The following is an 11,773-nucleotide window of genomic DNA, read 5'->3' as shown; positions in this document are numbered from 1 at the left end:
GCTTTCGCAACTCCTCGGCCAACCGGTCACTGAGCCCCGGGCAGCAGGCCGACGGCACCGCGCGCGACCTGCGACCAGGCGAGCCGGCCGAAGAGGTAGTGGCAGGCGACCTGTTCGCTGGTGAACCGGGCCCAGTCGTACCGGTTGCCCTGCTCACGCCAGAAGACCTCCCAGGCGGGCTCGGCACCTTCCTCCTCCGTGCGCATGAGGCACCACGCGTTGTCCGTCTCCGCGCCGACCGACACCACTTCGGGCGGCACGCCCAGTGCGGCCAGCCACCGCAGGATCGTCCCCGTGTTCACCGAACCTCCCCCGTGACGTCCGCCAGGAAGCCCAGCGTGACGAGTTCATCGGCGCCCAGCACCGTGCGGAAGCGCACCCCGCCGCCGGGCTGGCCGAACCATCCGGCGGTCACCGAGCGCCAGACCGGCAACGTCCGCGAGACGCGGTAACGCCGGTACGAGGTGACCTGATCGGGCGGCAGCGAGCGCATCGAAAACAAGGTCGCGTCCTCGGCGAACACCCGGCCGTGCTGATCTCCGAAGCGGTCGAGACGGGTGCCCTCCTCGAGCATCACCGGCCTCGCCGGGTCGGTCTCCTCCGGCCACAGATAACCCGTTTCGGTGACGAAACGCGCTTTCCAGTCCTCTTCGGACATTCCGCCCCACGGATCGTGTCCCCTGGTCAACTCCGCCGGGGGCGCGACGCCCGGAGTCGTCGGCGAACGCCGGAAACCACTGCTGACGTGGGACAACGCGTCCAGGTCGTCGAGGACGTCCGCCTCGGGATGGTCTTGCGGGCCGGAACCGCCCTCGGGGAGCGGCAGCTGGCGCGCGGGTTTCCCCATCGCGACCGGCAGATGCCCGATGGGGAACATGTGCACGAGGAACAGCGCGATCACGCTTTCCCGCTCGGTCCGCAAGGCCCCCATGGGCGGTGGAGCGACGGGCTGGGGCGGGAACGGAACTCGCAGTGGCGCCACCGCGGGCGGCCACGGTGAAGGCGCGTACGGAGCGCGCACCCCGTGCGCCGGGGTCGGGGCGTCGTACTCGGCGGGCAGCCGGATCGGGCCCGTTCCGGCCTCGCTCGGATCGGTCACCGCACTCCCCAAGGAATCGGACCCCACCGGTGAACGGGGGAGGCAGCGGACAGGACGCGGTACGACCTTAGCGCCGACCGGCGTACTCGTCGGCGGATACCCGAAAGCGCATCAAGGTCCGCGAAGTCGGCCGCCGCCCGCAGCAAGGCGGCCCGGCGGCGACCTCCGCGAACCTCATCCCGCGAGCGCGTTGACCACCCGGGACGGACTCGGCCTGCCCAGCTTCCCGGCCATCCACTTGCTCGTCGCCACCAGCGCGTCGAGGTCGACACCGGTTTCGACGCCGAGACCGTCGAGCATCCACACGAGGTCTTCGGTGGCGAGGTTCCCGGTGGCCGATTCGGCGTACGGGCAGCCACCGAGACCGCCGGCCGAGGAGTCCACAGTGGACACGCCGCAGCGGAGGGCGGCCAGCGTGTTCGCGAGCGCCTGGCCGTAGGTGTCGTGGAAATGGACGGCCAGCGTGCCGACGTCGGCGAACTGCCCGATCAGTGCCTCGACCTGGCCCGCGGTGGCGACGCCGATGGTGTCGCCGAGCGAGAGCTGCGAGCAGCCGAGGTCGAGAAGCCGTTTACCCACCCCGGCGACCTGCGCGGCCGGGACGGCCCCCTCCCACGGATCGCCGAAGCACATCGACACGTACCCGCGGACGTCCAGACCTTCGGCCCGCGCCCTGGTGACGACCGGCTCGAACATCGCGAACTGGTCGTCCACCGTCGAGTTGAGGTTCTTCTTGGCGAAGGTTTCGGTGGCGCTGGCGAAGATCGCGATCTGCGAGACCCCGGCCGCCAGCGCCCTGTCCAGCCCGCGCTCGTTCGGGACGAGCACCGGATACCGGACGCCTTCGCGCTTTTCGAGCCCGGCCAGGAGTTGCTCGGCGTCGGCCAGCTGCGGCACCCATTTCGGGCTCACGAAACTGGTCGCCTCGAGCGTGGTCAGCCCGGCGCCGGCGAGCTTGTCCAGGAATTCCAGTTTGACCTCGACCGGGACGATCGACTTCTCGTTCTGGAGACCGTCACGCGGACCGACCTCCCAGATCGTCACCCGCTCCGGCAACGCGGCGGCCGACGGGACGCGGTCGGGCAGCCCCAGCTCTCGCGTGCCCATCAGCGGCGCCGGTTTCCGCGCGGCGGGGGTCCCTGCGGCGGAAGCGGTTCGGTCTGCTGCGGCGCGCCCGGCGCGAAGTCGTCGTACGGGTTGTCGTTGACTTCGCGGTAGATGACCGTGTGCACGCGCTCGACCTTGGGGATGTCGTCGAACTTCAGCGGTTCGTCCGAAGCGGACTCGATCACCAGCGTGCCGCAGCCGAACACGCGGTCCAGCAGCCCGTGCTCGAACTGGACGCTGTTGATCCGCGACAGCGGGATGTCGATCCCGGTCCGCTTGAGCACACCTTCACGGGCGATCAGCCGATCCGTGGTCACGATGAAATGCGTCGTGCGCCAGCGGACGAACGGCGCCAGGAAGAGCCACACGACGAGACCGAGCCCGACGGCGGCGATCGCGATCTCGGAGATCAGGTCCCACGGGGCCGTCGCGTCCTTCGCGACGACGGCCAGCCAAATCCCCAAGCCGAGCGTGACGATCAGCGCGAGGAACGGGAAGATCAGCATCTTGAAATGCGGGTGACTGTGCACCACGACGTGCTCGTTTTCGCTGAGCAAATCGTCCGGATAGGCCACGACGGACGCTCCCAAAGTGTGTTCGGCGCTGGTGAGCTCACCGTACCGGCGAACGGTCCCGGCGGAAGAGGAGACGCCGGAAATCGAGACGCACGGATCAGGCCCCGGCGGGCCGCACGTGGACGACGTCGCCGGCGAACACCGTGTACCGCTCACCACCCGGAACGTCGACCTGGAGCTGGCCGGCGGGATCGATGTCGGCGGCGCGTCCGGTCAGCGCCGAGCCGTCGGGCAGCTGGACCTCGACGTCCTGGCCCAGCGTGGCGCAGTGCCGCCGGTAGTCCCCGAGCAGCCCGGCCTCGGCCAGTGACCCGCCGGCGAGGCGCCAGCGGCGTTCGAGCTCGTCGAAAACGGTGAGCAGCCGCGAGGCGATCTCGGCGCGATCGGTCTCCGTCGCTCCCTGCTCGGCCAGCGACGTCGCGGGCAGGCCGCCCGGCCCGGCCGGGACGTTCTCGCCGAGTGGCAGCACGTTCAGGCCGATGCCGAGGATCACGGTGGTGTCCTCGCCGGCGACGGCCTCCGCCAGGATGCCCGCGCATTTGGCGCGCCCAGGCCCGGCGAGGACGTCGTTCGGCCACTTGAGGACGGCGTCGACGCCGAGGCCCGTGGCGACCTCCCGGACCGCGAGGCCCGCGACCACGGAAAGTGAACCCAAATTGGCGAACGGGACGCCGCCGGGACGCAGCAGGACACTGACGTAGAGGCCCGATCCCTTCGGCGAGGCCCACTGCCGCGCGCGGCGGCCGACTCCGGCCGTCTGCTCTTCGGCGATCAGCACGGTGCGGTCTTCGGCGCCCTTCGCGGCGGCTTCCCGCAGGTCGGCGTTGGTGGACCCGGTGCTCTCCACGACCTGGATCGCGGCGTACCGGCCGGACAGCGTGGCACTCAGACGCCCGGCGTCGAGCGCTCCCGTCTCACTCATTCGTCCAGAATATGAGAGTCCCCCTAACGTGCAAGGCGTTCGCTCGTTACGCGGAGGTGGTCTCCAATAACCTGGACGGCGTGACTGAGCCCGACCCGGCCCCGAGCGCGCCCGAAACCAGCCGGAAGAAGTCGTGGGCGCACGGCGTGGCGATGCGCGGCCTGGTGGCCCTTCCCCTGGTCGCGGGGCTCGCGACCGCGGGCTGGCTGCTCGCGGGCGGGAACGATCCCGTCCCGGCGGACGGGCGCCAGCCCGTTCCCATCCACGCCGCGAAGCAGGACCCGGCCACCATCGGTGGCGGCGCGGGTCCGTCGGTCCTCGAAGTCAGCGCGCCGGTGAAGGCGCAGGAGACGCCGAAGGGCGTCAAGCCGCTCGAAGAGTGGGCCGGCAAGCTCGCCGGGGCGCTCGACATCCCGGCGAAGTCGCTCGTGGGGTACGCGAACGGCGAACTGGCGCTGCGCGGCGAGCAGCCGAACTGTCACCTGTCCTGGGTCACCCTGGCCGGGATCGGCGCGGCGAGCTCGAACCACGGGCGCGGCGGCGAAAACCCCCTCGGCCTGTCGGCGCAGCAGTGGAAGAAGCACGGCGCGTCGATCCCCGGTATCGCGAAACCCGCGCTCGCCGATCCCGACTCCGCCTCGGTCGCCGCCGGCCGCGCGCTGTGCGCTTCCGGGGCCGACCTCGGTGGCGGCAACGGCTGGTGGAAGGCCATCGCCGGCTACCAGGGCGGCAAGGGCAGCGACGCCGAACTGTTCCGCCAGCGGGTCCTGGGCAACGCGCAGCTGTACGCGACCCTGTCCCTCGACCCGGCCCGATCCGCCAGCCCCGCCGTGAAGGCGACCCGGTTCGCCCTCGGTCAGCTGGGCCTCCCGTACGTCTGGGGCGGCAACGGCCCCGAGGCGGGCGCGGCGGGCTTCGACTGCTCCGGTCTGACCAAGAAGTCCTACGACGAAGCCGGGATCTCGCTCCCGCGGACCGCCGACAGCCAGTTCCGGGCGCTGCCGCAGGTGCCCGGCGAGCCGAAGCTCGGCGACCTCGTGTTCTACGGGAACCCGGGGACGCGGATCCACCACGTCGGGCTGTACCTCGGGAACGGGCTGATGATCAACGCGCCCACCGAGGGCCAGGCGATCCAGATCCACACGTATCACAAAAAGGGCGACGACTACACGGGTGCCGGACGGCCCGTGGCCTGAACCGGCTACGAGAGATCGCTTCGCGCCGCTTTCGGCGCCGGATGGTCCTCGTGGGGCCAGCGCAGCCGGTGGACGGCGGGCATCGGCATGTCCCGGGAAAACGGCCAGCCGATCCCCGGCCTGACCCCGGACAGCAGGCGGGACACGAAGGTCCCGTGGCTGCTTACCAACACGACACCGCCGTCATGCTCCTCCGCGAGCCGATCGACGGCGGCCATCGCGCGGGCCGTCAGCTGCCGCAGGCTCTCGGCGCCCGGGCGCGCGAAATCCGGATCCGCCCAGCTGCGCTCGTAGTGCCCGGCGTAGTCCGGTGTCGGCTCCAAGCCCGAGTCCCACTCGCGGAGTTCCCAGCGTGTCGTGACTTCGAGCCCGGCCTTCCTCGCCGCGGGCTCGACCGTCTCGACCGCTCGCCGGTACGGACTCGACACGACCGCGGTCGGGTTCATCGCGGCGAGTTCGTGCGCGAGCAGTTCCGCGGCCGCCGTACCCGCCGCGGTCAGTGGCCGCTCCGGATCGTCGGGCTTTCCCGGCGAAGGCGGAACGGACTCGGCGTGCCGGATCAGGACGACGTCACAGCTCACGCGCGCTCGGCCAGCCATTCGAGCGCGGCCTCCCCGTGCCGGAGGACCGAGACGTGCCCGTCTTCGGGAAAGACGCGCAACTCGGCCGTGGCGCATTGCCGGGTCAGCCATTCGCCGTGCGCGAGCGGCACGATCCGATCCGCGCCACCGTGCAGGTGCAGGACCGGCGCCCGGACGTCGGACGGCTGGAACCCCCACGGCGCGACGTACGCGAGATCGTCGTCGATCAGCGCGCCGGGCCCGCCCTCGACCGCGGGACCGACCACGTCGAGCACCCACTTCCAGTCACCCGCCAAGGCCGCGTGATCCGCCGGGGTGAACATCTCGTCGTCGTAGTCGGCGGTCGCCTCGTACCGCTCCTTTTCCTCCCGCCCCGCCAAGGCCGCCCGCAGGGAGCCGGCGCCCGCCGCGCCCATCCCCGCGAACCAGTCCAGGCCCGCGGCGTCGTACGGAGCCAGACCCGCGACGCAGACCATCGCCGTCACCCTTTCCGGTGACAGTGCCGCGCAAGCGAACGCGTGCGGTCCGCCGCCGGAATGCCCGAAGACCGCGAACCGCTCGATCCCCAGGGCGTCGGCGATCTTCTCGACGTCCGCCCCCACCGACGCGACATCCCGGCCGGGCCGCGGCGAGGAACCGCCGTAACCGGGCCGGTCGTAGGAGACCCATCGCAGCCCGAGCCGTTCGGCGGCGGCGAACAGCGGAATCGGCGGGGCGCCGATGTTCGGGGTGCCGTGGTGCCAGAAGACCACCCGGCCGGCTCCGCCCGTGTCGTACGTGTGCAGTGTGGTCCCGTCCCCCAGGTCCACGTCGGACTCGTTCACCATGGCCCCGAGCGTAGGGCACCCTGGAACCATGTCCCGCTATTACGAGATCAAGCACCGCGTGGCCACGACGTTTCAGCGCCACGTCGGCAACCCGATCCTCGGCCGCCTGCCCGCCCAGCCGCTCCTGGAGACCACCGGCCGCAGGTCCGGGGAGCCCCGGCGGACGCCGATCGGTGGCCGCCGGGTGGGGCGCTCGTTCTGGCTCGTCTCGGAGTTCGGCGAGAAGTCGCAGTACGTCCGCAACATCCAGGCCGATCCGCGGGTCCGGGTCCGGCTCAAGGGCCGGTGGCACACCGGCACCGCGCGTCTGCTCCCCGAAGACGACGCCCGCGCCCGGTTGAAGACGCTGCCCACGGTCAACAGCGTCGCCGTGCGGGCGATCGGCACGAACCTCCTCACCATCCGGGTCGATCTCGACGACTGAACGTTTGCCTTGACGCCAAGGGCAAGGTTTACGCTCGGCTCCATGCGGATCGGCGAACTCGCCGCGCGTACCGGAACCACCACCCGCGCGCTGCGTTTCTATGAGTCACAAGGGCTTCTCGACGCACGGCGCGCGTCGAACGGCTACCGGGAGTACGACGAGGACGACTACCGCCTGGTGAACGAGATCCTGACGCTGCAGGCGGTCGGGCTCAGCCTCGAAGACACCAGGCCGTTCGTCGAGTGCCTGCGCGCCGGGCACGAGACCGGTGACTCGTGCGCCGATTCGATCGAGGTCTACCAACGCAAACTCGCCGAGGTGGACGCCTGTCTGGCCCGGCTCGACGACGTACGGGAGAACCTGCTGGCCAAGCTGGCGGGCGCGCTGAAAACGCCGCCGGGGCCGTGCGTCGTCGTGCCGCGAAACGAGGAGGCCTGATGTCCCTGTCCGTCGTCACCGACGAAACCTTCCAAGAGCTCGTCCTGGATCAGGACACGCCCGTCCTGGTGGACTTCTGGGCGCAATGGTGCCCGCCCTGCCACATGATCGCGCCGGTGCTCGAGCAGATCGCCGAAGAGCGCGCCGGATCGCTGCTCATCCGCAAGCTCAATTCCGACGAAAACCCGCTCACGGCACGGAACTATCAGGTCATGTCGCTGCCGACGCTGATTCTTTTCCGGAACGGGAGTCCAGTGTGGACGACCGTCGGTGCCCGGCCGAAGGCCAAGCTGCTGGCCGACCTGGACGCCGCTCTGCAGCCCGCCCTCTCGTGAGTGGCTTGGGGTAAGGCAGCCGTGTCGACGTTGCGAAATTGGTCGCAGGTCCGTGAAGGCCTCCTTGCCTACCCCAAAGGTCAGGTCCCGGCGAAGTCGCCTACCCGCTGGTGAAGTGGGTGACTCACCACGTGGCCTGACACTTCTTGACTGTCCACAAGGGACACTCTCGGCCTGGCAAATGCCCGAGTTGGGCGTTGTGCGCGCGGGTCGTGAGTGGCAATGGTCGTTCTAACGCTCTTGCCACTCACGACCCGGGCCGGAAACCGTACAGATGCGCATCAACGGACATCGTCTGCCGCCTGCCCCGTCCGGAGCGTCGGCCCGAATCGGCAAATGCGGCACCGGCCAGCGCTTATGCGACTTTGCCGAGACCCGGACCCTGAAGGTAGGGAAGGAGGCCTTCACGGACTACACGATCGCCGCCCGCACATCCCTCCCCTGAAGTAATTGTGTTGCGCGAGCGGCCGCCCGTTCGCATGCTTCTCCCATGACTTCGACCCTCACCTTCCTGACCTCGCCCTCCGTCGTCCGACGGGTGCGGGTGCAGCAGCAGGCCGGGTCCTGGCGGAGGCCGGCACCAGTCCGGCCGTGAGCGCCGCGCTCGTCGCGGGCCTGCTCGCCGGGTATGGCATCGCCATCCCGGTGGGCGCGGTCGCGACCTATCTGGTGGTGCTGACGGCCGGATCGGGGCTCAGGATCGGCGCGTACGCCGCGCTCGGCGTCGCCACGGCCGACGGGTTGTACGCGCTGGTCGCGGTTCTCGGTGGCGGGCGGCTCATCCCCGTCATCGAGCCGATCGCCGTACCGCTGCGCTGGACGTCGGTGGTGGTGCTGCTCGCGCTGGCCGTCCACATCGGACTCAGCGGGATCCGGAACTACCGAAAATCCGCGAAAGCCGAGGTGACCCAGCCGGTCAAGATCGGTCCGGTGAAGGCCTACGTGAGCCTGCTCGGGATCACGCTGCTGAACCCGACGACGGTGGTCTACTTCGCGGCGCTCGTACTCGGCAGCGAGGACATGGCCGCGGCGAGCGGAGCGGAACACGTGGTCTTCGTGGCCGCGGCGTTCGCGGCCTCGGCCAGCTGGCAACTGTTCCTCGCGGGTGGCGGGGCCGTGCTCGGCAAGGCGTTGACCGGACGCCGCGGCCGGCTGGTGACCGCGCTGGCGTCGAGCGCGCTCATCACCGTGCTCGGACTGCGACTGCTCTGGTGAGAAAACGTCCGCGAATCGAGGACCATGGTTGTCCGCATCGGTTGCGAGGCTGTGCCCATGAACGAAACCCAGGAACGCGCCGCCGACCTCCACACCTATCTCGCCTACAGCGACGCCCCCAAGGCCCTTCGCTGGCTCGAACGCGCCTTCGGCTTCGAGACCGTCGTGGAGTACGCCGACGACAAAGGCCTGATCCTGCACTCCGAACTGCGGCTCGGCGAAGTCCGGATCATCGTGTTCAGCGCGGAGGAGGACTATGACCGCCCGGCTCGCAAGGGCGAAACCGTCGGCCACGGTCTGTACGTGAGCCTTCCGACGCAGGAAGCCGTGGACGCCGTGTTCGCGTCCTCCCTCGAAGCCGGCGCGACGTCGGTCTGGGAACCGGAGAACACCGAGTGGGGCAACTACCGCTGCCGCGTCGACGACCTCGAAGGCTACGAATGGACTTTTGGTACTTTCGTCCCCGGCGAACCGCAAAGCTAAAGCAGCCGCGCGAACCACTCGCGAGTGCGGTGAAGCAGATCCAGCTGGTGCCCCCGTTCGGAGATCCGATGGCCTTCGCCGGGATAGACGACGAGATCGTGCTCGACGCCGAAGTGGCGTAGCGCGCGATGGAAGAATTCCGCCTGGGACAAGGGGACGTTGGTGTCGTCCGCACCGTGCACGATCAGCACGGGGGTCTCGATCTTCGACGCGTAGGAGATCGGGCTGAGCCGGTCGTGCCGGTGCGGGCCTGGTCCTTCCCAGCCGGTACTTCCGGCATGCGCGGATTCCACCAGCGGACCGAGTTCACCGGTCGCGGCGAGCATTCCCCAGTCACAGATCCCGGCCACCATCAGCGCCGCCTTGAACCGGCGGGTCTGCCCGACCGCCCAGGCCGTCATATATCCGCCGTGACTCCCGCCCGCGATTCCGAGTCGCTCCGGATCGGCCACTCCTTCGGCGATGAGGAGATCGATCCCAGTCTCGAGATCGCTCCATTCCTCCAGGCCCACCCGGCCCGCGACGGAAGCGGCGAATTCGTGTCCATAACCTTGCCCGCCACGGGGATTCGGCAGGAAGACGGCGTGTCCCGCCAGGGCCAGCCACTGCGCCGACGGGAACCAGCCGAGCATGAAGCGGTCCGCGTGCCGGTCATACGGTCCGCCGTGAACCACGGTGACCAGCGAGAAAGGCCCGTCGGCCCTGGTCTTGCCGGGCGGCAGGACGAGCAGGCCGTCCAAGGCGAGGCCGTCGGACGCCTTGTAGGACAACCGCTCCTGCGATCCCCAGCGAATTTCGGCGAACTCCGGCGCGGTATCGCTCACGCGCGTCAGGGGCTCACCGATGAGTCCACAGTGGACATCCTTCGGCCGATGGGCGGTGCTCAGCACGGTGACCACGACCTCGCCATTGGAGGCCAGCGCATCGGCGTGCCCGCGCCAGAACGACACTTCGCCGGCACCGAGCCGATGGAGGGCCGTGTCGAGACCGTCGGCCACGAGCACCAGAGGAGCACCGGAATCGACCTGCGCGAGCTTGACCGGGCAGGCCGATTCCGGTGTCAGGTTCCGGTGCTCCCCCGTTTCCACGGGCACGTCGAAGACCGCCCTGCCGCCCACCAGTTCCGGATTCCCGAGGTACGCGACGTGCCAGCCGCCCTCGTTCCGCCACCAAACGGGGCTGGTGGCTTCGAACGCGGCCCTGCCCAGCTCGCGCCGCTCACCGGTTTCCAGTTCCAGCACGGAAAGCCGGGGGGCGAGCCCGCCGGGATCGAGTTCCGGGGTCGGCCACGTCACCACGGCGAGCATCTTGTCGTCCTGACGGCGGGCGACGTCGACCACGTGGTCTTCGAGCAGTGTCGTGATCTCGCCGGTTCGCGGGTCGAAGCTCCGCAGCCGTGCCGGACGGAGACTCTCGCTCCAGACCCGGATCTCCGCCGCGGGCGTCTCGTCTTCGGCGATGAACACGATCCGCTCGCGCATCGGGAGGAACGCGGTGATCTCACTCCGCCAGGCGAACAGCGGCCCGTCCTGCGTGTGGATCAGCCCGTCGCGGAGGAAGTAGAGAGCCTTCGGCGACCACCCGGGCGAGGACCCCTCGGCCAGCTTCCGCGGCTCTTCCTCACCGTCCACGGCCGCCAGCCAGATTTCGAGGACGCCCTTCGCGATGGTGGCGACCTGATAGGCGATCCACCGTCCATCCGGGGAGAGCGCGGGGTTCGACGGGACACGACTGTCGACGATCAGCTCAGCGGTCAGCATGTGTTCATACTGCCGACAATGCCTTCCCCAGTGCGTCGAGCCAGTCGCCCGTGCCCTGCTCCCGCCACCTCGGTTCCTCGTGGCCGTCGAGGAAGGTGCCCTGCTCGATCAACGTCAGCCGGGTACCGCCCTCCTCGGCTTCGAGCAGGATCGTCGTGACCGAAACGGTCGCCAGGACGTCGTCCGCGGAGAGCGTCCCCGCGTAGACGATCCGCTCGTTTTCCGCGATGTCCTCGTAGCGGGCTTCGAAGGCCATCCGCTTGCCGTCGGCGGGGCCGCTGATGACCTCGCGGCCGCCGACCCGGAAGTCCAGGGAGTGCCCGCCGCCGGGCGCGGTGATCCAACCGGCTTTCGCGGCCGGATCCGACCAAGCGGCGAAAACCCGTTCGGGCGCCACGGGGTAGACGCGTTCGAGGGTGAAAGTGGCGTGTTTGACGGTCATGACCGTTTCCCTTCGTCGGTGTCCAGATAGCCGCCAAGGCGATCGAGCCGGTGTTCCCAGCCGGTGCGCTGCCCGCCGAGCCAGTCCTCGGCCATCCGCAGCCCCTCCGGTTCGAGGTGGCAGGTGCGGACGCGCCCGGCCTTTTCCGACCGGACGAGCCCGCCGGCCTCCAGCACCTGGAGGTGCTGCATCACGGCGGGCAGCGACATCGACAACGGCTGCGCGAGCTCCCCCACCGAGGCGGGTCCCCGGGTGAGGCGCTCGATCATTTCGCGGCGCGTTCCGTCGGAAAGCGCCTTGAACACCTGGTCCATGCGTTGGTTAGGCACATGCTTAACTATCCATCCACGCCCAACAATAGTCAAGTAG

General features: G+C 69.6%; 16 protein-coding genes. 6 read left to right on the top strand and 10 right to left on the bottom strand.

Features of this window, described 5'->3' with window-relative positions; all coding sequences use genetic code 11:
* Positions 1-26 precede the first annotated feature (26 nt).
* From ACLJQ7_RS32040 to ACLJQ7_RS32020, 5 genes are all read right to left on the bottom strand, one after another.
* A complete protein-coding gene (locus ACLJQ7_RS32040) occupies positions 27-302 on the bottom strand; it encodes a hypothetical protein (protein WP_037316053.1) in 276 nt (91 codons plus the stop codon).
* Positions 299-1,099 (bottom strand): TNT domain-containing protein, encoded by an 801-nt coding sequence (locus tag ACLJQ7_RS32035; protein WP_410651881.1) that lies wholly within the window; start codon positions 1,097-1,099, stop codon positions 299-301. Before ACLJQ7_RS32035 ends, ACLJQ7_RS32040 begins: the two co-directional genes overlap by 4 nt.
* Before the next feature lie 174 nt (positions 1,100-1,273).
* Positions 1,274-2,206: a hydroxymethylglutaryl-CoA lyase gene (locus ACLJQ7_RS32030; protein WP_410651880.1), complete on the bottom strand. Its 933-nt coding sequence runs from the start codon at positions 2,204-2,206 to the stop codon at positions 1,274-1,276.
* On the bottom strand, positions 2,206-2,781 hold the full coding sequence (locus ACLJQ7_RS32025; protein ID WP_410651879.1) for a PH domain-containing protein: 576 nt from the start codon (positions 2,779-2,781) through the stop codon (positions 2,206-2,208). Before ACLJQ7_RS32025 ends, ACLJQ7_RS32030 begins: the two co-directional genes overlap by 1 nt.
* A 97-nt stretch (positions 2,782-2,878) precedes the next feature.
* The gene (locus ACLJQ7_RS32020) at positions 2,879-3,703 is read right to left on the bottom strand and encodes a biotin--[acetyl-CoA-carboxylase] ligase (protein ID WP_410651878.1); all 825 of its coding nucleotides are present in this window, start codon (positions 3,701-3,703) and stop codon (positions 2,879-2,881) included.
* An 80-nt stretch (positions 3,704-3,783) separates the two neighbouring features.
* Here ACLJQ7_RS32020 and ACLJQ7_RS32015 point away from each other — a divergent pair, with 80 nt between their 5' ends.
* On the top strand, positions 3,784-4,899 hold the full coding sequence (locus ACLJQ7_RS32015) for a C40 family peptidase (protein WP_410651877.1): 1,116 nt from the start codon (positions 3,784-3,786) through the stop codon (positions 4,897-4,899).
* Between the two features lie 5 nt (positions 4,900-4,904).
* On the opposite strand, the gene ACLJQ7_RS32010 is transcribed toward ACLJQ7_RS32015, so the two are convergent.
* Positions 4,905-5,498 carry a histidine phosphatase family protein gene (locus tag ACLJQ7_RS32010; RefSeq protein WP_410651876.1) on the bottom strand — a complete coding sequence of 198 codons (594 nt, stop codon included), beginning with the start codon at positions 5,496-5,498 and terminating at the stop codon, positions 4,905-4,907.
* A complete protein-coding gene (locus ACLJQ7_RS32005; RefSeq protein WP_410651875.1) occupies positions 5,477-6,307 on the bottom strand; it encodes an alpha/beta fold hydrolase in 831 nt (276 codons plus the stop codon). The genes ACLJQ7_RS32010 and ACLJQ7_RS32005 overlap by 22 nt, the downstream gene beginning before the upstream one ends.
* A gap of 28 nt (positions 6,308-6,335) precedes the next feature.
* Here ACLJQ7_RS32005 and ACLJQ7_RS32000 point away from each other — a divergent pair, with 28 nt between their 5' ends.
* The 5 genes from ACLJQ7_RS32000 to ACLJQ7_RS31980 all read left to right on the top strand — a co-directional run bounded on the left by ACLJQ7_RS32000 (position 6,336) and on the right by ACLJQ7_RS31980 (position 9,202).
* Positions 6,336-6,731 carry a nitroreductase/quinone reductase family protein gene (locus ACLJQ7_RS32000; protein WP_410651874.1) on the top strand — a complete coding sequence of 132 codons (396 nt, stop codon included), beginning with the start codon at positions 6,336-6,338 and terminating at the stop codon, positions 6,729-6,731.
* Positions 6,732-6,773: 42 nt separating this feature from the next.
* Entirely contained in the window at positions 6,774-7,169 is a 396-nt protein-coding gene (locus ACLJQ7_RS31995; RefSeq protein ID WP_410651873.1) for a MerR family transcriptional regulator, read from the top strand.
* Complete coding sequence (trxA, locus tag ACLJQ7_RS31990) at positions 7,169-7,504, top strand: thioredoxin (RefSeq protein ID WP_410651872.1); 336 nt, start codon at positions 7,169-7,171, stop codon at positions 7,502-7,504. The genes ACLJQ7_RS31995 and trxA overlap by 1 nt, the downstream gene beginning before the upstream one ends.
* Positions 7,505-8,095: 591 nt before the next feature.
* Positions 8,096-8,719 (top strand): LysE family transporter, encoded by a 624-nt coding sequence (locus tag ACLJQ7_RS31985; protein ID WP_410651871.1) that lies wholly within the window; start codon positions 8,096-8,098, stop codon positions 8,717-8,719.
* A gap of 57 nt (positions 8,720-8,776) precedes the next feature.
* On the top strand, positions 8,777-9,202 hold the full coding sequence (locus ACLJQ7_RS31980; RefSeq protein WP_410651870.1) for a VOC family protein: 426 nt from the start codon (positions 8,777-8,779) through the stop codon (positions 9,200-9,202).
* Here ACLJQ7_RS31980 and ACLJQ7_RS31975 read toward each other — a convergent pair.
* Genes ACLJQ7_RS31975 through ACLJQ7_RS31965 form a run of 3 tightly spaced genes read right to left on the bottom strand, consistent with a single transcriptional unit; the run spans position 9,199 to position 11,718 of the window.
* The gene (locus ACLJQ7_RS31975) at positions 9,199-10,962 is read right to left on the bottom strand and encodes a S9 family peptidase (protein ID WP_410651869.1); all 1,764 of its coding nucleotides are present in this window, start codon (positions 10,960-10,962) and stop codon (positions 9,199-9,201) included. The two genes, ACLJQ7_RS31980 and ACLJQ7_RS31975, sit on opposite strands and share 4 nt — an antisense overlap.
* A gap of 4 nt (positions 10,963-10,966) precedes the next feature.
* Positions 10,967-11,404: an SRPBCC family protein gene (locus tag ACLJQ7_RS31970; protein WP_410651868.1), complete on the bottom strand. Its 438-nt coding sequence runs from the start codon at positions 11,402-11,404 to the stop codon at positions 10,967-10,969.
* Positions 11,401-11,718, bottom strand: coding sequence for an ArsR/SmtB family transcription factor (locus ACLJQ7_RS31965; RefSeq protein WP_410652022.1), 318 nt, complete (start codon positions 11,716-11,718; stop codon positions 11,401-11,403). Before ACLJQ7_RS31965 ends, ACLJQ7_RS31970 begins: the two co-directional genes overlap by 4 nt.
* Between the last annotated feature and the right edge of the window lie 55 nt (positions 11,719-11,773).

This window comes from Amycolatopsis sp. cmx-4-54, assembly GCF_046548895.1.
Lineage (GTDB): Bacteria > Actinomycetota > Actinomycetes > Mycobacteriales > Pseudonocardiaceae > Amycolatopsis.
The sequence above is the reverse complement of the archived record's forward strand: the minus strand, read 5'-3'. Positions and strand labels throughout refer to the sequence as shown.

What these genes read in the sequence shown, in the direction of transcription:
- ACLJQ7_RS31970 (WP_410651868.1), bottom strand. Translation starts at nt 11,404, where the DNA reads ATGACCGTCAAACACGCCACTTTCACCCTCGAACGCGTCTACCCCGTG.
- ACLJQ7_RS32000 (WP_410651874.1), top strand. Translation starts at nt 6,336, where the DNA reads ATGTCCCGCTATTACGAGATCAAGCACCGCGTGGCCACGACGTTTCAG.
- ACLJQ7_RS32020 (WP_410651878.1), bottom strand. Translation starts at nt 3,703, where the DNA reads ATGAGTGAGACGGGAGCGCTCGACGCCGGGCGTCTGAGTGCCACGCTG.
- ACLJQ7_RS31965 (WP_410652022.1), bottom strand. Translation starts at nt 11,718, where the DNA reads ATGGACCAGGTGTTCAAGGCGCTTTCCGACGGAACGCGCCGCGAAATG.
- ACLJQ7_RS31975 (WP_410651869.1), bottom strand. Translation starts at nt 10,962, where the DNA reads ATGCTGACCGCTGAGCTGATCGTCGACAGTCGTGTCCCGTCGAACCCC.
- ACLJQ7_RS32005 (WP_410651875.1), bottom strand. Translation starts at nt 6,307, where the DNA reads ATGGTGAACGAGTCCGACGTGGACCTGGGGGACGGGACCACACTGCAC.
- trxA (WP_410651872.1), top strand. Translation starts at nt 7,169, where the DNA reads ATGTCCCTGTCCGTCGTCACCGACGAAACCTTCCAAGAGCTCGTCCTG.
- ACLJQ7_RS32030 (WP_410651880.1), bottom strand. Translation starts at nt 2,206, where the DNA reads ATGGGCACGCGAGAGCTGGGGCTGCCCGACCGCGTCCCGTCGGCCGCC.
- ACLJQ7_RS32010 (WP_410651876.1), bottom strand. Translation starts at nt 5,498, where the DNA reads ATGGCTGGCCGAGCGCGCGTGAGCTGTGACGTCGTCCTGATCCGGCAC.
- ACLJQ7_RS31995 (WP_410651873.1), top strand. Translation starts at nt 6,774, where the DNA reads ATGCGGATCGGCGAACTCGCCGCGCGTACCGGAACCACCACCCGCGCG.
- ACLJQ7_RS31980 (WP_410651870.1), top strand. Translation starts at nt 8,777, where the DNA reads ATGAACGAAACCCAGGAACGCGCCGCCGACCTCCACACCTATCTCGCC.